Consider the following 23,487-nt stretch of genomic DNA (forward strand, 5'->3'; position numbering starts at 1 on the left):
CCTTACTCCATCAGGTTGGGGTGCTGTCGCAAAGTTCGAGCACGTCGTTCAAAAAGAGCAATCCCTTCTCGTTCGCCTGTATAACCGCGTCTTTATCATTTATGAGCCCGCGCGTTCGGGCCTGACTCAAGTGCGCACTAAGCGTATCGTGCGAAAGGCCTGTGTGGTCATACCATAGCGATGATGGAACCCCATCCACAAGGCGAAGCGCATTCATCAGAAATTCGGTCGGAATCTCTTCTGGTTCAAGCATCCGTGACCCGGCCAGAAATCCTCTCGGGTCATTGCGGCGACGAAGATAGGCTTCCGGCTGACGCGTTTTCCAATAACGCTCGATCAAAAGCGTTTTGTCCTGGGCGCGGCTGACCTTACCGTGAGCACCTGCACCGATGCCAAGATAGTCACCAAAGCGCCAGTAATTGAGATTATGCCTCGAGCGCAGCGCATCGCTTCTTGCGTAGGCCGAGATTTCGTAGCGTTTGAAACCCGCCTGCTCAAGTCGCTGATGCCCAAGCTCCTGAATGTCGATCAGACTGTCTTCGTCGGGAAGCTCAGGCGGCTTGGAGTAAAACGCAGTATTCGGTTCAAACGTCAGCTGATACCAGGAGAGATGTTCAGGGAAAAGGCCGATCGCAGTATCAAGGTCCTCGAGCGCTTGCTCGACGCTCTGCTGTGGCAGACCGTGCATGAGATCAAGGTTTAAATTATCAAACCCTGCCCGGCGCGCATCGTCAACGGCGCTGAGGGCCTCACCTCGACCATGGATACGCCCAAGTGCCGAAAGCGCCTGCTCGTTGAAGCTTTGCACACCAAGAGACAATCGATTGATGCCGGCATGGCGATACCCGGCCAGATAGCGACGCTCGGTGGTGCCGGGATTGGCTTCAAGCGTTATCTCGGCGCCCCCCTCAAGGGTTGCCATGCTTGAAATTGCCTCGAGCAGCCGCCCATAGGCTACGTCAGAGAAAAGACTCGGCGTTCCACCACCAATGAAAATCGAATTGATGCGTCGCCCACTCAGGAACTCGGCATCACGCTTGAAATCAGCGATCAGCGCTTCAACGTAATCGGTTTCATTGTTTACTCCATGAGCGCCTACCTCATGTGAGTTAAAGTCACAATAAGGACACTTTCTGATACACCAAGGCACGTGTATATAGAGTGAAATAGAAGGTAAGATCATCGGGTTGAAAGTATCTTGAGCAGTTCTTGCATGGCCCGGCCCCTGTGGCTGAGTCTATTTTTTTCAACTGCCTCGAGTTCGGCCACCGTCTGTCCCTGCTCGGGAAGGTAGAAAAGAGGATCGTAGCCGAAGCCGTTATTGCCCTGAGGCACTGTCAGAATCCGACCTGTCCATGAGGTTTGAACGATCGATGGAACCGGGTCGTCAGCATGAGCGAGATAGACCAGAACACACCAGTAATGTGCCCGACGCTTATCGGGATCTGTACCTTTCAGCGCATTCAGCAAGGCGTCATTATTTTGCGCATCTGTCGCATTTACGCCGCTAAAGCGTGCCGAAAAAATACCAGGCGCGCCGTTCAAGGCATCAACCGCCAACCCCGAATCGTCAGCGAGCGCTGGCAATCCAGAAAGTCGTGATGCATGGCGTGCTTTCAACAAGGCATTTTCGACAAAGGTGAGGCCGGTTTCCTCGACAGAGCCGATGTCAAATTCAGACTGAGCGTGAACACGTACACCAAGTGGCGCAAGCAGTTGATGAAATTCGTCGAGTTTGCCCTTGTTACCACTTGCAAGAACCAGTGAAGAAGACATGCGTGGGGCCTTTTGTCTGTTGATGGGCTAAACCGGCTCTGCGAAAGCCCTCATCAAAAAATGCTCCAAAAGCGGGGGTGCGATAAACTTTCCGCTTTAAAATGGCATCGATGTGCCGTAATAGCATCATGAGCTAAAGGGCAATCGCTTGATCCGGCATTAAAAAATATCGGAAGCGCTTTGAGCACTCCGGCATGCTTTCGTGAAGCGATGGCCTCAAAAAGATGTTACTTTAATTTACAAACTAGGCGTATGATCCAAGTAAATGGACATTCTTTCCTCCGCTGGAGCAAGTGATCTTCCTTTGCGCCTACAGCATTCAGGAGGCTGTGTGGAAACAGATATCAACGTCACCGTTCTTCTCGTGACAGAAATCAATCCCCAAAGCGAGCTTTTCGTACAGTACGTACGTGACAAGCTGAATTGCAACGTAGAAGCAATGGGGCCAAAGGATAACGTACCCGAAGATCTGGAAACACACTTCGTGGTGCTATTAGACGCCGACCACGTCAACGAAAAAGACATGCATCAGTGGGAAGAGTGCACAACGAAAGAAGACTCGAACATGACGATGGCCGCATTCAACCTGGGCGATGAAAATCAGGCGCTGACGCTGGCCACCACGTTCAGGCTTCAAGGTGTGTTCTATCGCCGAGATAGTCTGGCCTTGATCTGTAAGGGCATTGCCAAGCTGATCAACAGCGAATTATGGATGTCGCGGACTCTGATGACACGGTTGATCAAATTTTATCGCCGTCAACAGATCAATGCGTATCGGCCATCATGTGGTCTGACCCATCGTGAGCTCGAGATTCTTCGCTTACTGGGCACAGGCGCATCGAACACCGAGATCGCGAATCAGCTTTTTGTCAGTGAGCATACGGTCAAGTCTCACTTGTACAATATCTTTAGAAAGCTGAAGGTCAAAAACCGCATTCAAGCAATGAACTGGGTCCGACAAAACCTTGGATATACCTCATCTGCCAATAATGGCTGACAAGTGTTACACCCCCTGAATGTCTCGTCGCGATATTTTGGGCCAAAACAGCTTACGACACATCGCAAAACCGGGCTGACCGGCATCACATCCTGCATTACGCCAAGGCTGATAACGCTGGAATCTTCATACAGCCCCTGTCTTGTTTTTGAAAAAGCCAGCCGCTCTTTGTCTGATACAGGCTTTATTTTCCTGATGCTTTGACCATATTGCCGAAAACACGCCCCCGTTTTAAACCCCGGGGGCGAGCGGGCGTTCACTTTACCCTGGTTGACTTCAGGCCGCATGTTGCAAGCGCAGCGTCTGTGGTGAAAAGGTTGCCGTCACGCCATCGAAGGACTGAAGCTCGACAGTAATATCTCGCTTTTCCGCTCCCGCAATAAAGGCATCCATATCTTCCTGAATATCTGGGTCAATAAAAGAGGCATTGCGCGCATCGATGACCAGATGACTCCCCTCGGGCACTAGATCCAGGTATTGCCGCATTCGAGCGCGGTTGATAAAGGAAATATCCTGATGAATCTTCAAGACACACTCCTTACCGCTCTTGGTAAACGAGATCGTCGATCGATGGCTCGATTTGAGTAGAAAGAACAAACCGCAGATGACACCGGCTGCCACCCCCTTGATCAAGTCAGTCATCACAACCGTGCCAACGGTTACGATAAAGGGAATGAAACGATTCCATCCGGCGCGATAAAGCGACGCGACCATACCCGGTTTCGCAAGCTTGAATCCTGTATGAATCAAGATCGCCGCGAGGCAGGCAAGCGGAATCCATTCAAGCGCAAAAGCCAGAAACATCGCACTGATCAGCAAGAGCCCGCCGTGAATAAAACTTGCAAGACGTGTCCGCCCCCCAGCTTGAACATTGGCAGAGCTTCTGACAATGACGGCCGTGATCGGAAGCGCCCCAATGAGACCGCACACAAAGTTACCCACCCCCTGTGCTTTTAATTCCTGGTTGGGCGGCGAATGGCGCGCAAGGGGATCTATCTTGTCCACAGCCTCGATACTCAAAAGCGTTTCAAGGCTTGCAATAAGCGCAATGGTCAAGGCGGTGATCAGTACCGCCGGGTCCAAAAGGGCGCTCGGGTCAGGTAACGCGATCTGAGAAAGAAACGAGGCAGGCCCCTCAAGACCCGGTAAAGAGACGTGTTGATTGGCCGAGAGCGCGCCAAGCCCCATCATTGGCCCGAGATGATCAAGCGCAAGCGCAACCAGCACAGCCAGAAGCGGTGCCGGTATCCGCCGAAATGGGCCAAGCACATGGCTGGCCGGCTGCTCCCAGAACCAGAGTATGGCCAACGACACGCCTGCAATCAGGATAGCCAGCGGCGCCATTGCGCTCAGCCATTGTGCAGGCGCACTCAAATCAAGTGCTGCATCGGCATCGAGCCCAAACGCAGTAGGCAGCTGATTCATGATGAGAATCAAACCAATAGCCGCAAGCATCCCCTTGATGACGGCATTGGGTACGTATGAGCCGATCTTGCCAAGGCGCAGATAGCCACATACTACTTGAATAACGCCGGCCAGAGCCGTCGCGATCATCAGCTTTTCGAACCCGATGGTCGAAATGGCCCCGAGCACAATGACAGTAAGGCCCGCAGCAGGACCACTGACACTCAACGCAGAGCCACTGAACAACGAGACAACAACGCCCCCGACAATACCGGCCAAAAGCCCAGAGATCGGCGGTGCTCCAGAGGCGAGCGCGATCCCCAAACACAGAGGAATCGCTACAAGAAACACCACAGCGCCAGCGGGTATATCGCGAGCACAGTGCTTGAACGTAAACGGAAAGGCAGACATGCGCCCTCCTTTTGTGAGTAATGAATAGATAGCTCTTATCGAGCCAGCTTGTATCCAGGTTTTCTAAGCGTTCCAGCGCCTCGTATAGACTATGCGGTTCGCCCCTTGCTCAACGCTTTCTTTACTCCCCTTAAAATCGAGCAACTTGAAGTAAGCACAATCCTTATCCGCTCTTTTATTTTTTTATATTAAAAAAGGACTCACCTTTTTAATGGCATCAACAAGTTAAATAACAAACTCTAAAATAATGCGCTCAACAAACCAGTGCTGCGACCTAATAAATGCGATGTTTATCTTCATTATTATCTATAACGTTTTCGAGCATGCGCCCTCAAAAGCAAATTAACCGAACAAAGCATCAGGCTTAACTAATTCTCATCCACTGCTTACTTGGTTAATCACTGTAACTGGCCTGTGTGAATCAACATAAATCGGGGTATTCAATACCACCTGGCTTCTCAGACCTGCTTTAACAGATCGGACTTGGTTTTCAATGAAATACGCCGTCTGTGTAAGCGTGCCACCCACCTTATGACGATAGCATTCATCTTTTCTTCTGAGCCTTATCAAGACATACAACGCTTTTTCATGAGAACTCCCACTTTGCCTTGTGCCTATTGCGCCATTTCAACGGAAAATTTGCGCAAACTCTGGGGTTACGCTCTTTTTAAAGTATAATTACTCAAGTGCTTAACTTATCTACAAAACAGCTCGAAGTGATTACCTTTATTCGAAATGATCTTCTAGGCTAGATCAAAGTACTTAAACAGAGTTTAACTATATAAATTAAAAAATCAGATTAAATTAAACTTTTATAATTTACAGGTTAAATGTTAACGCAGGTATCTCAATGGTCTTGTTCAGCATCCAGCCTAAGAAAAGTTAGAGCCGAAAATGACTCAAGAATCTTTTGTCATCGTGATGGTGACGTCTAAAAATCCGCAAAACGAGTTGTTTCTCGACTATTTGAGAAGCGAACAGGATTGTCAGGTCATGGATTTGGAGCCGGACGCACAAGAAGCGGCGCCGGATGCCGACAGGATGCTCGTACTGCTGGATCAGGATTATGTTGATGACAACATTGCTCAAGCCTGGGCACGGCGCGCGCACAGCGATGCACGTATCATTCTCTCCGGATTCAACATCGATTCCGAAGAGCATGCCATTCAGTTGATGATGCGCTTTCCGCTGCAAGGCATTTTCTATCGACGCGATCCCTTGAAGCTGATTTCGAAAGGCATCAATGCGCTGTTCAACGAGGAAATGTGGCTATCGCGCACCTTGATGGAAAAGCTGCTGACAGCCTACTGGCAGCGCCAACGTAACGACAATATGCCGTTCAAGAGCTTGACGCGCCGAGAGGTGGAAATTCTTCAGCTTTTGAAAACAGGCGCGAGCAATTTCGACATCGCGCAGGAACTGAGCATCAGTGAACACACCGTAAAATCGCACCTGTACCACATCTTTCGAAAGCTGAAAGTGAAAAACCGCGCACAGGCGCTCAATCTTTTACGCCAACAAGCGGATACGCCGGTCTAAATCATCAGACGACCGACGCATCACGACTCATGCAAGCTGCAGATGCTCTTTTATCAAGGCAACAAGCGTTAAATTGGCATCTTCGGCCGTGGTATCCAGGTGCACCAAACGCGCTTGTTCATCGGGTGTGAATGGCTCGAAGGAACGAAGCTGATGCTCCAAGACGTCCAATCCCGCATCCGACACCGAATCACGGCGCTGGCTGCGCTTGGTAATTCGCCGTTTCAAAGTTGCCTCATCGGCCTCGAAACTGATCAAAAGCATGGGCAGGCCGCGTGATTCGGCTTCGAATCGAAGCTGTTCACGCTGAGCATGCGATAGGCAGGTGCCATCGACGCACACACTGTGTCCGGCCTGCAACAGCATGCCACTGAGTGCTGAGAGTCGATCGTACGTACTCCGTGTCGCTTCCGGTGAGTACAATCCACGCCCAAGTTCATGGTTCTTTGCGGGTGCAAAGGGATCCATACCATGCAGCCGCTTGCGCTCCACATCAGAGCGTACCCGAATCCCTCCAAGCTGCCGCACGGCCTGCTCGGTAAAGCGGCTCTTGCCACTGCCGGACACACCGACTGCAATCAGCATATAAGGCATACTGAATTCGCTGTAGCGCTCGGCAAGGGTCAGGTAGCGTCTAAAGTCAGCCAATACCGCGTCCCGGTCCACAGGGTGCAGATCCGGTTGCTGATAGCGGAACATGGCCACCTTGGCCCGCACCATCGCACGATAGGCCTTATAAAAAGGCAGCAGCTTGACCAGCTCGAAATCCCCGCTTCGTTCCAGGTAACGGTCCAAAGCCCGGTTGGCAAGCTCCTGCTCACCACGGGCCTCCAGGTCCATCAGCAAGAACGCCAGTTCGCAACATACGTCGTTCCAACGAAAATGATCGTTGAACTCGATGCAGTCAAAAATCAGGGCGTGACCTTCATGCATGACGGCATTGGCCAGGTGGATATCGCCGTGGTTGTTGCGGATGAAACCTTGATCGTGGCGTTGCTTAAGCAGAGGTGTGAACCGCTCGAACAGATTCTGTGTCCACGCTTCGAGCTCTGAAAGGCGCTTCAGATCATCAGCGTCTGACAACAGCGGTTTGAGCTGATCAAAATTTTCCTGCGCCGGATGGATAACCGCCTCGGGCGTTCCAAATTCGCTGTCAGCCTCGGCCCGCTCTGCCCGGGCGTGAAACGCCACCAGTTGATCGACCAGATCATCCATCATGGTTTGAGTAAGCTGCCCGGTGGCCTGCAGGGTACTGAACAAGCCTTCATCGTCGAACTGCTTCATACACACTGCGTACTCGAATGGCTCGCCGGAACCACCGATGATCGGTGCCTCGGGAGAACCGGTGATCGGGACAACGGACTGGTAAAGATCGCCTGCCAGTCGCGCGTTGAGTCGAATCTCTTCATCGCAGCAGTGGCGGCGTTTTTCGAGCGTCGAAAAATCAAGAAACCCAAAATCCAGCGGCTTCTTGATCTTATAGGCGTAGTGCCCGGTCATCACGATCCACGAAATATGCGTTTCTCGAAGATCAAAGCCCTCGACGGGGTGGGGGTAACACTTTGCCTGCTGCAAAGCGTTGATCAGCGTCTGGCTCAAAATCCGTCTCCCATGACGTGCGTCGTGCGTTCTTGTCGTTAAAGCGTAAGCGTTGCGAAAACGCGCTCAGCAGCGTCGAGCGTCGCTTGAAGATCATCCTCGCTGTGCGCGCTGGACATGAACCCGGCTTCATAATTGGACGGCGCGAGATAGACGCCCTCTTCAAGCATGCCCAGGAAGAACTGACGGAACGCCTCGGTATTGCAGCCAGTCGCCTCGGTGAAGTTCTGCACCTGCTCTGCGTCCGTGAAGAACAGACCAAACATGCCCCCGGCACGCTGGGTAATCATGTTGATGCCCTGAGCTTTCGCGCGGGCCTCGAGTCCGTCACACAGCGTGTCAACCCGCTGAGTCAGCGCGTCATGAAAGCCGGGCGCTCGCACTTTTTTAAGCAGTGCGATGCCCGCCGCCATGGCCAGCGGATTACCCGCCAGCGTGCCCGCTTGATAGACAGGCCCCAGTGGCGAAATATATTCCATGATCTTGCGCTTGCCACCAAAGGCCCCCACCGGCATTCCTCCACCGACAATCTTGCCAAGGCAAGTGAGGTCCGGTGTTACCTGATAGTGGGCCTGGGCACCTCCAAGCGCTACACGAAAACCGGTCATGACTTCGTCAAAGATCAACACGCTGCCATGCTGGTCGCACACCTCGCGCAGCGCCTCCAGAAAGCCGGGCACAGGCGGAATGCAGTTCATGTTGCCGGCCACCGGCTCGACGATGATGGCCGCGACCCGATCGCCTTCGACGTCGAAATAGCGTTTGACGCCCTCGATGTCGTTGTAGTCGAGCGTGATGGTGTGCTCGGCAAGCGAGGCCGGTACGCCCGGTGAGCTGGGCTCACCGTGTGTCAGGGCCCCGGAGCCGGCCTTGACCAGCAGTGAGTCCACATGGCCATGGTAGTTGCCTTCGAATTTGACGATTCTATCCCGGCCGGTGTAGCCCCGAGCCAGTCGCACTGCGGACATGGTCGCCTCGGTACCGGAGTTGACCATGCGCACCATATCGATCGAGGGAATGATGTCGCAGATCAGATCCGCCATATCCGTTTCGATGGCGGTCGGGGTGCCGAATGACAGGCCATCGTCCAGCCGACGTCGAACCGCGTCCAGTACGTCCGGATCGGCGTGGCCGGTAATCATCGGGCCCCAGGAGCCGACATAATCGATGTAACGCTTGCCTTCGACATCGAACAGATAAGCATATTGGGCACGCTCGATGAACAGCGGCGCTCTGGAGAGCCCCTTGAATGCACGCACCGGTGAATTGACGCCGCCTGGAATATGGCGCTGCGCTTGAGTAAAGAGCTGTTCGGAAGTCGTCATAACGTATCCATGAATAAACGATAGAAAGGTGAATCAGGTCTCAAAAGATTAGCAGCCCAGCACCCGTCTGAGCCGCTCGACATTATCGGCAGGGGCACCGCCACCAAAGACAGCGCCCACCACTGCAATCAAATCGGCACCGGCCTCTCGGATTTGTGGCGTGGTCCGATGATCGATGCCACCAATCGCCACGACCGGGCATCCGAGTGCGCGCGCCTCGGTCAGCACCGAGAGCGTGGCCGGCGGGGTATCGGGTTTGGTATGAGAGTCGAAGAATCGGCCGAACGCGACGTAATCCGCCCCGTCATCGAGGGCTGCCCGCGCAAACTCGAGCGAATCGTGGCAGGTGGCTCCGATGATGGCGTCAGGCCCAAGCCGCGACCGGGCGGCTCGAATCGAGCCGTCGCCTTGCCCCAGGTGCACACCGGCGCCGACCTTATACGCCAGCTCGACATCATCATTAATGATCAGCGGCGCGCCTGCCGCTTGAGCGCGCACGCAAAGTCCTTGCGCCTGACGAAGCCGCTCGTCGGCGCTGCCACGTTTATTACGGTATTGAAGCAGGGCAATACCTGCCGCCAGCACCTCATCGACGGCGGCGAACAAACACTCGTCATCCGGCAAAAGCGTTTCATCGGTCAGTACGTAGAGTCCGCGCTGCCAGGAAAGGGACTCAGTCATCGTTATGCTCCGTGGCTGACAGAGGATAATGCCAGAACCGGCCAGGCATGAATTGCCCACCGCCGAGTCTGATGCCGTGTTCGAGCGCATGCCAGGTGTAACTCTGCGCGCGCGCGCAGGCGCTCTCGATGGAATCGCCCTGCGCCATGAGCGCCGCACAGCTTGCCGCCAGCGTACACCCCGACCCATGGTAGCTGCCTGACAAGCGCGGCCAGGACCAGTGTTTGATTGCACGGCCAGCATGAAATAGAGAATGCGTTATTCGCTCGGCGCCTGGGTCGACGTCGGTTCCAGTGACCAAGACATGTGCGTTCTGCGCTGAAAGCCGCTCGATGGCGCGCTCTGGGTCAGGCACTTCGCTCATGCGCAGCAGTTCCGCCGTGTTGGGCGTTACCAGTGTCACGTCATCGAGCAATGCACGAAGCGCACCGGGAGCCACGTTACCATTCATCGCCTGCCCCGTGCCGGATGTCACAACCGGGTCAAGCACGCTCGGCAACTTACGATAACGGGCAAGGAGCCTGGCCACGAACTCAAGCACTCCGGCATCTGCAATCAACCCGACCTTGATGGCGTCAAACGACATGTCAGCTTCGAGGACCGACAGCTGACGTTCCAACATAGCTACCGGAGTGGGCCACACGGCTTCGACTCCGTAGGTATTCTGAGCGGTCATGGCGGTTGCAAGCGTTACCGGCCACCCACCATGGGCCGCGACCGCTTCGGCGTCGGCCGTTAGCCCGGCGCCGCCGGTGGGGTCATGCCCGCTGAGTATAAGAACAACCGGACGTGTCAAAACGGATTGACCACGCTCAGAATCACCACGGCGACCAAAACCAGTACGGGGACGCCATTGAGCAGTTGGTAAAACACCCTCTTTCTCGGCGTTTCATCGGCTGCAAACCGCTTTACCTGCGCAAGGCACATATGATGAAACCCGATCAGCGCCACAACCAGGGCAAGCTTTGCGTAGAACCACCCCTGTTGCAGTACGCCGGGCGCAAGCACCACCAGCCAGAGCCCGAATACGAGCGTCGCGATCATGCCCGGCGTCATGATGCCGCGATAGAGCTTGCGCTCCATCAGTTTGAACCGCTCACTTCCCTGCTCATCACCTTGCTTGAGGGCGCTTGTGTGATAAACGAACAGACGCGGCAGATAAAAGAGCGCCGCAAACCACACCACCAGTGAGATGAGGTGAAACGCCTTGACCCAAAGAAACATGCTTTCTCCTCAACAAGATCCGATCGCTGTTCAGCGCCGGTATCGATAATAGTTTTCTATGGCTTCTCGCGTGATGATACCTGAGATTTTACGCACGAGGGGCGCCGTGGTGTGCTCGACATACAAGGCATCGACGCCGTATTCGTTGAGCTGATCGAACGCCTCGGAAAGCGTTGCCTGCAGATCGATCGGAGCCAGTGCCAAACGCTGTGCGGGAATCTCCAGCAGGTTGATCGAATCGACCTCTTCCCAGTGCTCGTCAAGCAATACACGCGCCAGATCCGCCGCCGCCAGCGCCACCGGTGATTTATCGTCGTCGTCCGGGGTGACGATGATCCAGACCGGTTTGCCTTCCATCAACCGCTGCGCCTTGGCCCGCTCGATGACAGGCGCTGCCCGTGCGATCGATCGATCCATTACGGCAGGCACAGCCACCCTGGACAGCGCCTGCATGAGCGGCTGCTGGAGCGGATGCAGGCCCTCCTGGGTCAGTGTCGAAATGAAAAACCCTCGGCAATGCCAACACTGGCGACTGGTCAAGCCCGATACGACCACCGCCAGCATGCCGTAGAGAATGATTTCGGTGTTGTGCGTCAGCTCGATCAGTACCATCAGCGCCGCTAACGGCGCCTGCAGTACGGCGCCAAGCATTGCCGCCATGCCAAGCATCGTATAAAGATCATGATCGGAGGCAAGCGTCGGAAAAAGTGCTTCACCGGCGATACCACACAGGGCGCCGGCGGTCGCGCCGATCACCATGATGGGACCGATCACGCCGATCGGAATGCCCCAGGCAAACGTCAGCGCCGTCAGCATCAGCTTGCCGCAGGCAATCATCAGCAAAAGATCCAGAGACGGGTCTTCGTTCAGCGTAAATCCGACGGTGTCATAGCCGATGCCTTGAACTTCCGGATACCACCACGCAATCATGGCGGTGGCACCGCCAATGGCCAATGAGCGCAGCGACCAGTGAACGCCGTTATGTCGCTGAGCGAAACGAACAAGCCAAATGAAGCTGCCGGCCAGAATGCCGATCACCAACGCCATCACCGTGATCCAGGGAAGATCGATCAGATGGCCAGTGATGTGATCCGGAATCGTGAAAGCCGGCTCGACACCATAGGCCAGTTGGGCCACCACCGCGCCCATGGTCGACGCCAATATAATGGGCATGAACCCCGTCAGGGTATAACTCATCATCACCACTTCCATGGCAAAGATGACCCCGGTGATGGGTGTATTGAACGAGGCCGATATACCTGCTGCCGTGCCACATCCAACCAGCACACGCAAACTGTTATGCGGCAGGCGAAGCCGCTCACCCATCCAGCTTGATGCGCCGGCGCCAAGGTGGATGGCCGGGCCTTCACGGCCAGCGGAAAGTCCACCAAGCACCGACAGGACGCCAACCCACCATTGGTTGAGCCAGTTGGCGCTGGGCATCTGCCCCTGATGGTACGTCAGGCGTTCGATGACATGACCGATACCGAGGTTTCTGCGGCGAAGAGGCTGCCAGGCGAGCCCTCCCATGATAACCAAGGCAACCACGATCGGAAGCCCTGTACGGATATAGGGTGTCAACTGCTCGAAGGCTTCAGAATTGCCATTTGGCATGAACAATGCCGCGCCTATGGAGATAACTTGACGAAACCCGACCATGATGGCACCGGTCAGGATTCCAGACAGCACTCCGAGAATACAAAGCTGGGGCAGTGCGTCGATACTGGCCAGCTGGCGACGAAAGGTATCCAGCGTGAAATGAGGCTTGCTCAGACGACGCACGTCGTTCTCCTTTGGCGTTCGATCAACACATCAACCATGGTGGATTATTGGGCATCCACGTTTGACCCATTGCAACAAAGCCCACGATAATGGTCTTTATTTCCACGCGAACGCAGGAGTCTGCAATGAGCGGGGTAAGTTCTTTTGTTCCCACTCCCTTGATACTAACGGATCGTGCCGTTGCTCGCGTCCAATCGCTGATGCACGAGCAGCAAAATACAGCATTGAAGCTCAGGGTATTCGTTACCGGCGGTGGTTGCTCAGGTTTTCAGTATGGCTTCGATCTAACCGACACCACCGCAGAAGACGACACTTTGATTACCAGTGACAATGTGACTCTCGCCGTCGATCCGTTGAGCTATCAGTATCTGGTCGGATCGACCGTTGACTATGAAGAAGGATTAGCAGGCGCTCGCTTTCTGATCCAGAACCCCAATGCCACTACGACCTGCGGTTGTGGAGCCTCCTTCATGGTCTAACCCTCACCGATACATCGCCAGAACCAAATGCGCATAAAAAAAGCGGGCCTTACGGCCCGCTTTTTTTATTTTCCTTTTTTTCTCGGTTTTTTTTCACAAAAAGGGTGTGGATAACTTTTGAGAAGATTTTCATATTACCCCCGTCATACGGGCGGTACGCCTTGATGTCTGGATATTCGTATTTCTTGACAACCCTGGTAACAGAGCCGGTATACGCACGTTGATAAACGCGTGGACAATGCGCCTGTGGATGAAACGGCAACTCATGCACAGCTTGTTAGAACGTCCTCACCAGGGCTTAAAGCAGTTTTCACTGTTATTTTTAACAGCTCAACCCATTGTTCTGTGGGTAAGAATGTGAGTTAACCACAGAAAAAGGCGCACTCTACAATCACAACCACTACAAAACTTCTTTATATAATTCTCTTTATATTTAATAGAAAGGTCGTTTGAGCGTGAAGCCCGAGAGGTGTGGAAAAGACTGACGGTTACACACAGGGGCGTTATAATGCGCGCCATTCAGGAACACAGTTATCCCCATTCCCATTCGTATTGACGAGGTCGCGCCGTGGATTATCCGGACCGCTTTGATGTCATCATCATCGGCGGTGGCCATGCAGGAACCGAAGCCGCACTTGCCGCCGCTCGTACAGGATCCAAAACCCTACTTCTGACACACAACATCGAGACGCTCGGGCAGATGTCCTGCAATCCCGCCATTGGGGGCATCGGCAAGAGTCATCTGGTCAAGGAAATCGATGCGCTCGGTGGCGCCATGGGACTTGCCACGGATCAAGGGGGTATCCAGTTTCGCGTACTGAACGCACGCAAGGGGCCCGCTGTTCGTGCAACACGCGTTCAAGCCGATCGAGTGCGTTACAAGGCCGCGATCCGGCACATGCTGGAAAACCAAGAAAATCTGACGTTATTTCAACAGGCTGCTGATGACCTGATCGTGGAAGACGGAAGTGTCAAAGGAGTCGTGACCAGCGGCGGAATTCGGTTTACAAGTCAAACCGTGGTGCTCTGCACAGGGACCTTCCTGGGCGGCATTATCCATATCGGTATGGAGCGTCAGACCGGGGGACGCGCAGGCGATCCCCCGGCCAATGCACTGGCGCAGCGACTCAGAGCACTGCCGTTCAACGTCGGTCGTCTCAAGACAGGCACGCCGCCCAGAATCGACGCCCGCACCGTGGATTTCTCAAGACTTGCCGAGCAACCGGGCGATACACCCGTTCCGGTCATGTCCTACATGGGCTCACGGGATCAACATCCGGCTCAGGTCAGTTGCCATATTGCCTACACCAATGAGCGCACTCACGACATCATTCGCAAGAATCTGGACCGCTCTCCGATGTACTCGGGCAGCATCGAAAGCGTAGGGCCGAGGTACTGTCCGTCGATCGAGGACAAGATCCATCGATTTGCCGACAAGACGAGCCATCAGATCTTTCTGGAACCTGAAGGGCTCGACACCCATGAGCTCTATCCAAACGGCATTTCGACGTCGTTACCCTTCGATGTCCAGCTGGCCCTGGTGCGCTCCATCGAAGGATTGGAAAACGCACACATCACGCGTCCCGGCTACGCCATCGAGTATGATTTCTTCGACCCTCGTGACTTGAAGCACTCGCTGGAAACGAAGTTCATCGACAACCTGTATTTTGCCGGTCAGATCAATGGCACCACCGGCTACGAAGAAGCCGGCGCGCAGGGGCTTTTGGCGGGTTTGAATGCGGCGCGGCGTGCCCAGGGCAAGGACGCGTGGACGCCCCGCCGAGATGAAGCGTATCTCGGCGTGATGGTTGATGATCTGATTCGCATGGGGACTCAAGAGCCTTATCGGATGTTCACCTCGCGCGCCGAGTATCGTTTGCTGCTTCGTGAAGACAACGCCGATCTTCGACTGACACCGATCGGTCGTGAGCTAGGGCTTGTCGATGACGCCCGGTTTACTCGATTTGAGCAGAAACGGGCGCAAATGGAGGCGGAAACAGAGCGCTTGGCAGCGACCTGGGTTCAGGCAGGCAGTGACGAGGCCAAACAGCTTGAACCCAAAATCGGAGCACTGCCTCGCGAGTATCGGCTCCTTGATCTCTTGAAACGTCCCGAACTCGACTACCACGATGTGGCGTCAGTCACCGGCCAGCAGCTCGAGGATGAGGCCGTCATCGAGCAGGTGCAGATCCAGGCGAAATACGAGGGCTACATCGTTCGCCAGCAACAGGACATCGACAAACTGCGTCGACACGAGTCCATGACCCTGCCGGCATCGCTGGATTACACCCGTATCGACGGTTTATCCAATGAAATCCGACAAAAGCTCGACGCTGCCCGTCCTGAGACCCTCGCTCAGGCCGGCCGAATTTCGGGCGTGACGCCTGCAGCCGTATCCCTTCTGCTGGTGCATCTGAAAAAGCACGGTCTGGTGGCAACGTCCCAGGAACAGTCGGCATGACAAGCATCAAGACTCGGCTTGAGCAAGGCATTGATGCGATGGGCTGTACGCTATCGAGCGAGGCCATAGAGCGAATGAGTGAATTCGTGGCCTTGTTGCATAAGTGGAATAGGGCTTATAACCTCACCGCCGTACGAGACCCCGACCAGATGGTGTCACGTCATGTACTGGACAGCCTCAGCGTGCTGCCCTGGTTGCAAGGGCCTGGCTTGCTCGATGTGGGTTCAGGCGCTGGCATTCCCGGTATCCTTTTGGCCATCGCCCGACCGGAGCTTCAGGTAACGCTGCTTGATGGTAACGGCAAGAAGGTGCGCTTTCAGCAGCATGCCTGCCGGACGCTGGGGCTTGAAAACGTCGAACCCGTGCACGAGCGTCTTGAGCAGTACCACCCCGAGCGGGGGTTCGATCAGATCATCAGTCGCGCGTTTTCCACGTTGAGTCAGTTCACCGAGACGAGTCAGCATCTGCTTGCAGCCGACGGAGAATGGCTTGCGATGAAAGGGCGGCTGGACTCTGAGCCCGATGCGCTTCCTTCGGGCATCGAGCTGATCGAGACGATCGAACTGAACGTGCCGAACGAATCAGGGCAACGCCACTTGATCCGGGCGCGTCAATTATCGGCCTGACCACCGTGCGTGCAGATCGGCCTGTCAATAAGGAATGTAAACGTGTCCCACATCATTGCCCTAACCAACCAGAAAGGCGGTGTCGGCAAGACCACTACGGCGGTTAATCTGGCGGCCGGACTTGCCGGATTGAAACACCGTATTCTGTTGGTGGATCTGGATCCGCAGGGACATGCCACCATGGGCAGTGGCATCGATAAGCACGACCTCAGTGCTGGTAGCGTGTTGGATGTTCTGCTGGGAGAACGCCAGGCGAAGGACGTGATCGTTTCTGCAGAAGAGGCAGGCTACGACGTTCTTCCCGGTAACGGTGACCTGACCGCAGCCGAAGTGGATCTGATTGATCAGCAGGGCCGAGAACGGCGCCTTGATGGCGCACTTGGCGAGGTCGCCGACGAGTACGATGTAATCTTGATCGACTGTCCACCGTCGTTGAACATGCTCACGGTCAATGCGCTGACAGCCTCCCATGGCGTTCTGATTCCCCTCCAATGCGAATTTTATGCCCTTGAAGGCCTTTCTGCGCTTTTGGATACCGTCGAACAGATTCGCGACAGCGTGAATCCGACACTTGAGATCTACGGTATTATCCGGACCATGTTCGATAATCGGAACAGTTTGACGCGCGATGTCAGCAAACAGCTGTCGGACTATTTTGGAGAGGCGCTTTTCAAGACAGCCATTCCTCGAAATGTCCGGGTCGCCGAGGCGCCAAGCCATGGTCTGCCCGTTACCAAGTACGCCAAGCTATCGCGAGGCAGCCACGCCTATCGCGTGCTTGCCAAAGAATTAAGTCGTCGTCTTTCGCTTTGACGTGAGGAATTCCAATGACACGTAAGCGCGGCCTAGGCCGAGGTTTGGATGCCCTTATCGGTTCCGGTGCCAAACAACGCTCTCAGATGCAGGCCCCTCTGGAACACGACGCCTCGACATCCTTGTTGACTTCGGTCGAAGAAAACGTCTCCGATACCGGCGACCAGGGCGATACGTTGACATCCATCCCAGTCAATCAGCTGCGCCGTGGCAAATACCAGCCGCGACGCGATATTCAGCCTGAACGACTCGAGGAATTGGCCGACTCCATCCGTGCTCAGGGTGTGATGCAGCCGATTGTCGTGCGCCCGGTCACCGACCGCGGCGCGGTCAACTACGAAATCATTGCCGGAGAGCGGCGCTGGCGGGCTGCTCAGCTCGCCGAGCTAAACGTGATTCCTGCCATTGTGCGCAGCATGGATGATGAAACGGCGCTTGCAATGGCGCTGATCGAAAACATCCAGCGGGAAAACCTCAATGTCATCGAAGAGGCAGTCGCACTCAAGCGTTTGATTGATGAGTTCGAACTGACACAGCAGCAGGCTGCTCATGCCGTGGGGCGTTCCCGAGCACAAATCGCCAATCTATTGAGGCTTTTGGCCCTTGATGACGAGGTGCAGACGCTCCTTGAGCGAGGGGATCTGGATATGGGGCACGCCCGGGCGCTGTTAGCTCTCAAGGGGCTAAAGCAGCGTCATGCGGCCAGAGATGTTGTGGCTCGTGGCCTGACCGTTCGGCAGACCGAGGAACTGGTCAAGCGCATCCAGGCCGACTCGAAACCACAGGCTACACAAGAAGCGCCGGGCTCATCTGACGTCAAGAAACTGGAAGGGCAGTTGGGTGATTTGTTGGGCGCTGCCGTGCAAATCAATCATGGCAAGACCGGCAAGGGCCGACTGACGATCCGTTATTCAAGCCTTGATGAGCTTGATGGCATTTTGTCGCACATAAAATAACGCGTTTTAAGGCGGCTTTAATTGACAAAAGGGATTTCGGGGCAAGGTTTTGGAGATTGATGGACTTTGGTGGTAACCGAACGAAAAATCACGGAATTTAGGCCCTTTTGCATTGAAGCACTGACGCCGCTCTCTTATAATCCGCCGAGCTTTGCCCATTGGATGCAAGGTAAGTGCACTGGGCCTTAGTAACCGAGCATCGACGACATGGCGAATCAAAAACCCGCTGCGATCAGACGACCGATAGTCGTTCGTCTGCTGGTAGTACAAATAGCAGTCGTCGTACTCATGATCGGCGTGAGTGGATGGACACATGGTGCATCAGGTGCACTATCGTCGCTGAAGGGTGGCTTGGTCTGTCTCTTGCCCGGTTTCTACTTTGCATGGCGTGCATTCAGACTTCAGGGTGCGCGACATGCTCGACAAATCATGACCAACTTCTACCGTGCAGAAGCCGGTAAGTTCGGTTTGACGGTGGCGTTGTTCATATTGATCTTCGCTGCAGTGCCGCCCTCAAACCCAGCTTATTTTTTTGGCGCATACGTGGCGGCACTGGGCGTTCACTGGTTAAGTCCCTTACTGGTGAAACGCACTACGTCGCCCTAGAACCGAGGCAGAGTTATGGCAGGCAGTAATCCGACCTCATCGGGCTATATTCAACACCATCTTCAGAATCTGACATTCGGCTATCATCCCGATAATGGCTTGTCATTTGCTCATAACGCGCAGCAAGCAGCGGATATGGGGTTCTGGGCCATCCATGTAGACACCATGCTATGGTCAATTATCTGCGGTGTGGTCTTTCTTTTCGTTTTCCGCAAGGCGGCAAAAGCGGCAAGCTCTGGCGTTCCCAGTGGCCTTCAGAACATGGTGGAAATGCTTGTCGAATTTGTTGACAGCTCCGTCAAGGAAACGTTCCACGGCAAGAGCAAATTGATTGCGCCTTTGTCGCTGACTATCTTCTGCTGGATCTTCCTGATGAACCTTCTGGACCTGGTGCCCGTCGACTGGATTCCAGAGCTTGCCAAGCGCATTGGCACCGATTTCTTCGGAGCGGATCCGCATCATGTGTTCTTCCGCATCGTACCGACTACAGACATTAACGCTACCTTCGGCATGTCCTTGAGCGTTTTTGCGCTGATCATCTACTACTCCATTCGCATGAAAGGGCTTTCCGGATTCATCGGTGAGCTAACGCTGCATCCTTTTTCCAGCTCGAACAAATTGGCGCAACTGATCCTGATCCCGGTCAATCTGTTGCTGGAACTGGTTACTCTGCTCGCTAAGCCTGTATCACTGGCGCTGCGTCTGTTCGGTAACCTGTATGCGGGTGAGTTGATCTTCATCCTTATTGCCCTTCTGGGACTTTGGCAGCTGCCATTGCACTTTGCCTGGGCAACATTCCACATTCTGATCATCGTACTTCAGGCCTTCATCTTCATGATGCTGACGATCGTGTATCTCAGCCAGGCAAGTGAAGAACACTGACGTTGATCGGATAACCGTTAACCCTTAAACCATCACTGACGATTCACAACTTTGGAGAGTAACCATGGATCCATTAATTCTCGGTATGACTGCTATCGCCGTTTCTCTTTTGATCGGCCTGGGCGCACTCGGTACTGCCATTGGCTTTGGTCTTCTGGGCGGTAAGTTCCTCGAAGGCGCAGCTCGTCAGCCGGAAATGATCCCGCAGCTTCAGGTCAAAATGTTCATCGTCGCTGGTCTTCTGGACGCTGTTTCCATGATCGGTGTCGGTATCGGCCTGTTCTTCACCTTCGCTAACCCGTTTACGGGCTAATGGCACCGGGGCCTAAGGCCATCGGAAAGTCACTCACCCTATAAACGAAGCGAGAGGTACTGGCGTGAACCTGAACCTAACCATTATCGGTCAGTCCATCGCCTTCGCCGTTTTCGTCTGGTTTTGCATGAAGTACGTGTGGCCACCGGTCACCAAGGCACTTTATGAGCGCCAGAAGAAAATCGAAGATGGTCTGAACGCGGCGAGCCACGCCGAGCAAAAGCTCGAAGAGGCGAACCAGCAAGCTGAGCAGACCTTGCGCGAAAGCCGGGACGAAGCTGCAAAGATTCTTGAACAGGCACGTACACGATCCAATCAGATGATTGAAGAAGCTCGTGAACAGGCGCGTGCCGAAGGCGAACGAATGGTTGCCAATGCACGAAGCGAGATCGAGCAGGAAATCAATCGTGCCAAGGAAGATTTGCGGTCCCAGGTATCTGCCTTGGCGATCGCTGGTGCAGAGCGCGTGTTGGAATCCTCTGTAGACGAACAGTCGCATCGCGAAATGCTGAACAAGCTCGCGGCTGAACTCTAAGGGGAGGCCACATGGCTGATACGTCACAACTTGCTCGTCCCTATGCCAAGGCCGCATTTGATTTGGCCCGGGAGTCCGCAAGCCTGGATCAGTGGTCAGCCATGCTGACCACGGTCGCCAGCGTCACGTTGGAAGACAAGATTCACGAGATCCTGCATGACCCACGCAAGTCCCGTGAAGAGAAAGCGGAGCTTTTGATCGACGTTTGCGGTAATGATCTCGAGGAGCGTGCCAGGAATTTCATTCATGTCTTGGCTCAGCAAGGGCGCCTTGCGTTATTACCCGAAATCGCTGAACTGTTCGAGCACGAACGTGCCGAGTATGAGCAGCGTATCGATGTGGTCATCATCTCAGCGTATCCGTTGGATGACGAGCAAAAGAACACGTTGGCAAGCGCGCTTAAAAAGCGTTTGAACCGCGAAATCTCTATTACTACTCAGGTAGACAAGTCGCTGCTGGGCGGTGTCGTCATTCACGCAGGGGATACCGTTATCGACGGTTCCGTGCGGGGTCGACTGGCCAAACTAGCAAGCACTTTGAATATCTGAGTTCGAGGGACATGGCATGCAGCAACTGAATCCTTCCGAAATTAGCGACGTTATCAAAAGTCGCATCGAAAACCTGAACGTTGATGCCGAAGCGCGCAATGAAGGCACGATCGTCAGCGTGGCAGACGGCATCATCCAGATGCATGGCCTGAACGACGTCATGTTCGGTGAAATGATCGAGTTTCCCGGCGACGTCTTCGGTATGGCATTGAACCTCGAGCGTGACAGCGTTGGCGTTGTTGTGCTCGGCGATTACCTGAGCCTTCAGGAAGGCATGACCGGCAAATGTACAGGCCGCATTCTTGAAGTGCCGGTCGGTAAGGAGCTTGTCGGTCGCGTCGTGGACGCACTCGGTAACCCGATTGACGGCAAGGGCGATCTCAAGACCACTGAAACCGACGCGGTCGAAAAGGTCGCACCGGGCGTTATCACGCGTCAGGGCGTCGACCAGCCGGTGCAGACCGGTCTGAAAGCGATCGACGCCATGGTGCCGATCGGTCGTGGTCAGCGTGAGTTGATCATCGGTGACCGCCAGATTGGTAAGTCGGCGATCGCGATCGATGCCATCATCAACCAGAAAGGCAAGGGCGTTACGTGCGTCTATGTAGCCGTTGGTCAGAAGCAGTCCACGATCGCCAACATCGTTCGTAAGCTCGAAGAGCACGGTGCGATGGAGCACACGATCATTGTTGTCGCTGGCGCTGCCGACCCGGCCGCGATGCAGTTCTTGGCGCCTTACGCCGGCTGCACCATGGGCGAATACTTCCGTGACCGTGGCGAAGACGGCCTGATCGTTTATGACGATCTGACCAAGCAGGCGTGGGCATACCGCCAGATTTCGCTGCTGCTCAAGCGCCCGCCGGGCCGTGAAGCCTATCCGGGTGATGTGTTCTATCTCCACTCTCGTCTGCTCGAGCGCGCTGCTCGCGTTAACGTAGAGTACGTCGAGAAGTTCACCGACGGTAAGGTCAAGGGCAAGACTGGTTCTCTGACAGCGCTGCCGATCATCGAAACCCAGGGCGGTGACGTTTCCGCGTTCGTTCCGACCAACGTGATCTCGATCACCGACGGTCAGATCTTCTTGGAAACCAACCTCTTCAACTCGGGCGTTCGTCCGGCGATCAACGCGGGTCTCTCCGTATCGCGTGTCGGTGGCTCGGCCCAGACCAAGATCATCAAGAAACTGGGTGGCGGTGTGCGTCTGGCACTGGCTCAGTATCGCGAACTGGCCGCGTTTTCTCAGTTCGCCTCCGATCTTGACGAAGCGACACGTAAGCAGCTTGAGCACGGTCAGCGTGTAACTGAGCTCATGAAACAGAAACAGTACTCTCCCATGTCTGTTTCTGAGATGGCCGTGTCGCTTTATGCCGCCAACGAAGGCTTCCTTGAAGACGTGCCCGTCGACAAGGTTCTGGACTTCGAACGTGCGCTGCTTGAGTACATGAAATCTCAGCATTCAAGCCTTCTTGCCAAGATTGACGAGAAAGGTGGATATGATGACGAAATCCAGCAGGGCCTCAAGTCGGGCGTCGAAGGTTTCAAGTCGACCCAGAGCTACTAACGACTCGAAAGAACCCGCCCTGCGGGTTCTTTCCAGAGTTGCTCGAATAGGATAACGCTATGGCAGCCGGAAAAGAGATTAAATCCCAGATCGGGAGCGTCAAGAATACGCAGAAGATTACCAGTGCCATGGAAATGGTTGCTGCGTCTAAAATGCGTAAGGCGCAAGATCGCATGGCAGCCAGTCAGCCTTATGCCCGCCAGATTCGAAAGGTCGTTGGCCATGTGTCCAAGGCTAACCCTGAGTACCACCACCCCTACATGCAGCCTCGAGATGTGCAGCGTGTTGGTTACATCGTCGTGACATCCGATCGCGGACTGTGTGGTGGCTTGAACGTCAACTTGCTTAAAACGGTCATGCGTGACGTGAAGCAATGGCGTGATCAGGGCGCGGAAGTACGCTTTTGCACTGTAGGTAGCAAGGGCAGTACCTTCTTCCGCAAGTACAATGCCAGTGAGCTATTGGCGGCCAAGACCGGAGTCGGTGACGCGCCTACCACCCAGGATCTGATTGGTAGCGTTAAGGTCATGCTGGATGCTTTTGATAACGGCGAATTGGATCGACTCAATGTCGTCTGCAACGAATTCGTCAATACCATGACCCAAAAACCCATCGTCCGTCAGTTGTTGCCTCTTTCGGTGGACGAGCCCGCGAACGATGACGCCTCCGACACTCGTGAGCGCGCATTGTGGGATTACCTGTACGAGCCGGACGCAAAGGCGTTGCTCGATAAACTGCTTGTGCGCTATGTCGAATCCCAGGTCTATCAGGCCGTCGTGGAAAACATTGCCTGTGAGCAGGCTGCTCGAATGATCGCCATGAAGAACGCGACAGATAACGCAGGCAACATGATCGATGAGCTGCAGTTGGAGTACAACAAGGCTCGTCAGGCAGCGATCACACAGGAAATCTCCGAGATCGTGAGCGGCGCAGCCGCCGTTTAACGGTTGGGGTCTACAGGTTTTTAAG

The 23,487-nt window shown here is 54.6% G+C and carries 23 protein-coding genes; 14 read left to right on the forward strand and 9 right to left on the reverse strand.

Annotated features, from left to right (window positions below; all coding sequences use genetic code 11):
- Positions 1–10: 10 nt before the first annotated feature.
- Together hemW and rdgB are read right to left on the reverse strand one after the other, a co-directional pair.
- Positions 11–1,183, reverse strand: coding sequence for a radical SAM family heme chaperone HemW (gene hemW, locus NAT49_RS09300; protein WP_251593464.1), 1,173 nt, complete (start codon positions 1,181–1,183; stop codon positions 11–13).
- Complete coding sequence (gene rdgB, locus NAT49_RS09305) at positions 1,180–1,776, reverse strand: RdgB/HAM1 family non-canonical purine NTP pyrophosphatase (protein ID WP_251593466.1); 597 nt, start codon at positions 1,774–1,776, stop codon at positions 1,180–1,182. The genes hemW and rdgB overlap by 4 nt, the downstream gene beginning before the upstream one ends.
- A gap of 265 nt (positions 1,777–2,041) precedes the next feature.
- On the opposite strand from rdgB, the gene NAT49_RS09310 reads away from it, so the two are divergent.
- On the forward strand, positions 2,042–2,773 hold the full coding sequence (locus tag NAT49_RS09310) for a LuxR C-terminal-related transcriptional regulator (RefSeq protein ID WP_251593467.1): 732 nt from the start codon (positions 2,042–2,044) through the stop codon (positions 2,771–2,773).
- A 276-nt stretch (positions 2,774–3,049) separates the two neighbouring features.
- Here the strand turns inward: NAT49_RS09310 and NAT49_RS09315 are convergent, their stop codons facing one another.
- Entirely contained in the window at positions 3,050–4,588 is a 1,539-nt protein-coding gene (locus tag NAT49_RS09315; protein WP_251593468.1) for a SulP family inorganic anion transporter, read from the reverse strand.
- An 894-nt stretch (positions 4,589–5,482) separates the two neighbouring features.
- On the opposite strand from NAT49_RS09315, the gene NAT49_RS09320 reads away from it, so the two are divergent.
- The gene (locus NAT49_RS09320; RefSeq protein WP_251593469.1) at positions 5,483–6,127 is read left to right on the forward strand and encodes a response regulator transcription factor; all 645 of its coding nucleotides are present in this window, start codon (positions 5,483–5,485) and stop codon (positions 6,125–6,127) included.
- A 27-nt stretch (positions 6,128–6,154) separates the two neighbouring features.
- Here the strand turns inward: NAT49_RS09320 and NAT49_RS09325 are convergent, their stop codons facing one another.
- The 6 genes from NAT49_RS09325 to NAT49_RS09350 are packed head-to-tail and all read right to left on the reverse strand — an operon-like array spanning position 6,155 to position 12,738.
- On the reverse strand, positions 6,155–7,726 hold the full coding sequence (locus NAT49_RS09325) for a bifunctional aminoglycoside phosphotransferase/ATP-binding protein (RefSeq protein ID WP_251593470.1): 1,572 nt from the start codon (positions 7,724–7,726) through the stop codon (positions 6,155–6,157).
- Between the two features lie 38 nt (positions 7,727–7,764).
- On the reverse strand, positions 7,765–9,051 hold the full coding sequence (gene hemL, locus NAT49_RS09330; RefSeq protein WP_251593471.1) for a glutamate-1-semialdehyde 2,1-aminomutase: 1,287 nt from the start codon (positions 9,049–9,051) through the stop codon (positions 7,765–7,767).
- Positions 9,052–9,099: 48 nt separating this feature from the next.
- On the reverse strand, positions 9,100–9,732 hold the full coding sequence (thiE, locus tag NAT49_RS09335) for a thiamine phosphate synthase (protein WP_251593472.1): 633 nt from the start codon (positions 9,730–9,732) through the stop codon (positions 9,100–9,102).
- On the reverse strand, positions 9,725–10,528 hold the full coding sequence (gene thiD / locus NAT49_RS09340; protein ID WP_251593473.1) for a bifunctional hydroxymethylpyrimidine kinase/phosphomethylpyrimidine kinase: 804 nt from the start codon (positions 10,526–10,528) through the stop codon (positions 9,725–9,727). Before thiD ends, thiE begins: the two co-directional genes overlap by 8 nt.
- Positions 10,525–10,956, reverse strand: coding sequence for a protoporphyrinogen oxidase HemJ (gene hemJ, locus NAT49_RS09345; RefSeq protein WP_251593474.1), 432 nt, complete (start codon positions 10,954–10,956; stop codon positions 10,525–10,527). The genes thiD and hemJ overlap by 4 nt, the downstream gene beginning before the upstream one ends.
- A 30-nt stretch (positions 10,957–10,986) precedes the next feature.
- Entirely contained in the window at positions 10,987–12,738 is a 1,752-nt protein-coding gene (locus NAT49_RS09350) for a chloride channel protein (protein WP_251593476.1), read from the reverse strand.
- 125 nt (positions 12,739–12,863) lie between these two features.
- Between NAT49_RS09350 and erpA the strand changes: the two genes are divergently transcribed.
- The 12 genes from erpA to atpG all read left to right on the forward strand — a co-directional run bounded on the left by erpA (position 12,864) and on the right by atpG (position 23,462).
- Complete coding sequence (erpA, locus tag NAT49_RS09355) at positions 12,864–13,217, forward strand: iron-sulfur cluster insertion protein ErpA (protein WP_251593478.1); 354 nt, start codon at positions 12,864–12,866, stop codon at positions 13,215–13,217.
- 568 nt (positions 13,218–13,785) lie between these two features.
- The gene (gene mnmG / locus NAT49_RS09360) at positions 13,786–15,678 is read left to right on the forward strand and encodes a tRNA uridine-5-carboxymethylaminomethyl(34) synthesis enzyme MnmG (RefSeq protein WP_251593480.1); all 1,893 of its coding nucleotides are present in this window, start codon (positions 13,786–13,788) and stop codon (positions 15,676–15,678) included.
- Entirely contained in the window at positions 15,675–16,304 is a 630-nt protein-coding gene (gene rsmG, locus NAT49_RS09365) for a 16S rRNA (guanine(527)-N(7))-methyltransferase RsmG (RefSeq protein WP_251593482.1), read from the forward strand. The genes mnmG and rsmG overlap by 4 nt, the downstream gene beginning before the upstream one ends.
- Positions 16,305–16,346: 42 nt before the next feature.
- Positions 16,347–17,117, forward strand: coding sequence for a ParA family protein (locus NAT49_RS09370; RefSeq protein WP_251593484.1), 771 nt, complete (start codon positions 16,347–16,349; stop codon positions 17,115–17,117).
- A gap of 14 nt (positions 17,118–17,131) precedes the next feature.
- On the forward strand, positions 17,132–18,073 hold the full coding sequence (locus tag NAT49_RS09375) for a ParB/RepB/Spo0J family partition protein (RefSeq protein WP_251593487.1): 942 nt from the start codon (positions 17,132–17,134) through the stop codon (positions 18,071–18,073).
- Positions 18,074–18,280: 207 nt separating this feature from the next.
- Positions 18,281–18,679, forward strand: coding sequence for a F0F1 ATP synthase subunit I (locus NAT49_RS09380; protein WP_285836068.1), 399 nt, complete (start codon positions 18,281–18,283; stop codon positions 18,677–18,679).
- Between the two features lie 15 nt (positions 18,680–18,694).
- Positions 18,695–19,561, forward strand: a complete 867-nt coding sequence (gene atpB, locus NAT49_RS09385; protein ID WP_251593489.1) for a F0F1 ATP synthase subunit A — start codon at positions 18,695–18,697, stop codon at positions 19,559–19,561.
- 64 nt (positions 19,562–19,625) lie between these two features.
- Positions 19,626–19,874 carry a F0F1 ATP synthase subunit C gene (gene atpE, locus NAT49_RS09390; protein WP_251593490.1) on the forward strand — a complete coding sequence of 83 codons (249 nt, stop codon included), beginning with the start codon at positions 19,626–19,628 and terminating at the stop codon, positions 19,872–19,874.
- Positions 19,875–19,938: 64 nt separating this feature from the next.
- Positions 19,939–20,409, forward strand: a complete 471-nt coding sequence (locus tag NAT49_RS09395; RefSeq protein WP_251593492.1) for a F0F1 ATP synthase subunit B — start codon at positions 19,939–19,941, stop codon at positions 20,407–20,409.
- A gap of 11 nt (positions 20,410–20,420) precedes the next feature.
- Positions 20,421–20,957 (forward strand): F0F1 ATP synthase subunit delta, encoded by a 537-nt coding sequence (locus NAT49_RS09400; protein ID WP_251593494.1) that lies wholly within the window; start codon positions 20,421–20,423, stop codon positions 20,955–20,957.
- Between the two features lie 16 nt (positions 20,958–20,973).
- Positions 20,974–22,518, forward strand: coding sequence for a F0F1 ATP synthase subunit alpha (atpA, locus tag NAT49_RS09405; protein WP_251593495.1), 1,545 nt, complete (start codon positions 20,974–20,976; stop codon positions 22,516–22,518).
- 59 nt (positions 22,519–22,577) lie between these two features.
- A complete protein-coding gene (gene atpG / locus NAT49_RS09410) occupies positions 22,578–23,462 on the forward strand; it encodes a F0F1 ATP synthase subunit gamma (RefSeq protein ID WP_251593498.1) in 885 nt (294 codons plus the stop codon).
- Positions 23,463–23,487 lie beyond the last annotated feature (25 nt).

Origin of the sequence: Larsenimonas suaedae (genome assembly GCF_023712105.1) — a bacterium.
Classification (GTDB): domain Bacteria; phylum Pseudomonadota; class Gammaproteobacteria; order Pseudomonadales; family Halomonadaceae; genus Larsenimonas; species Larsenimonas suaedae.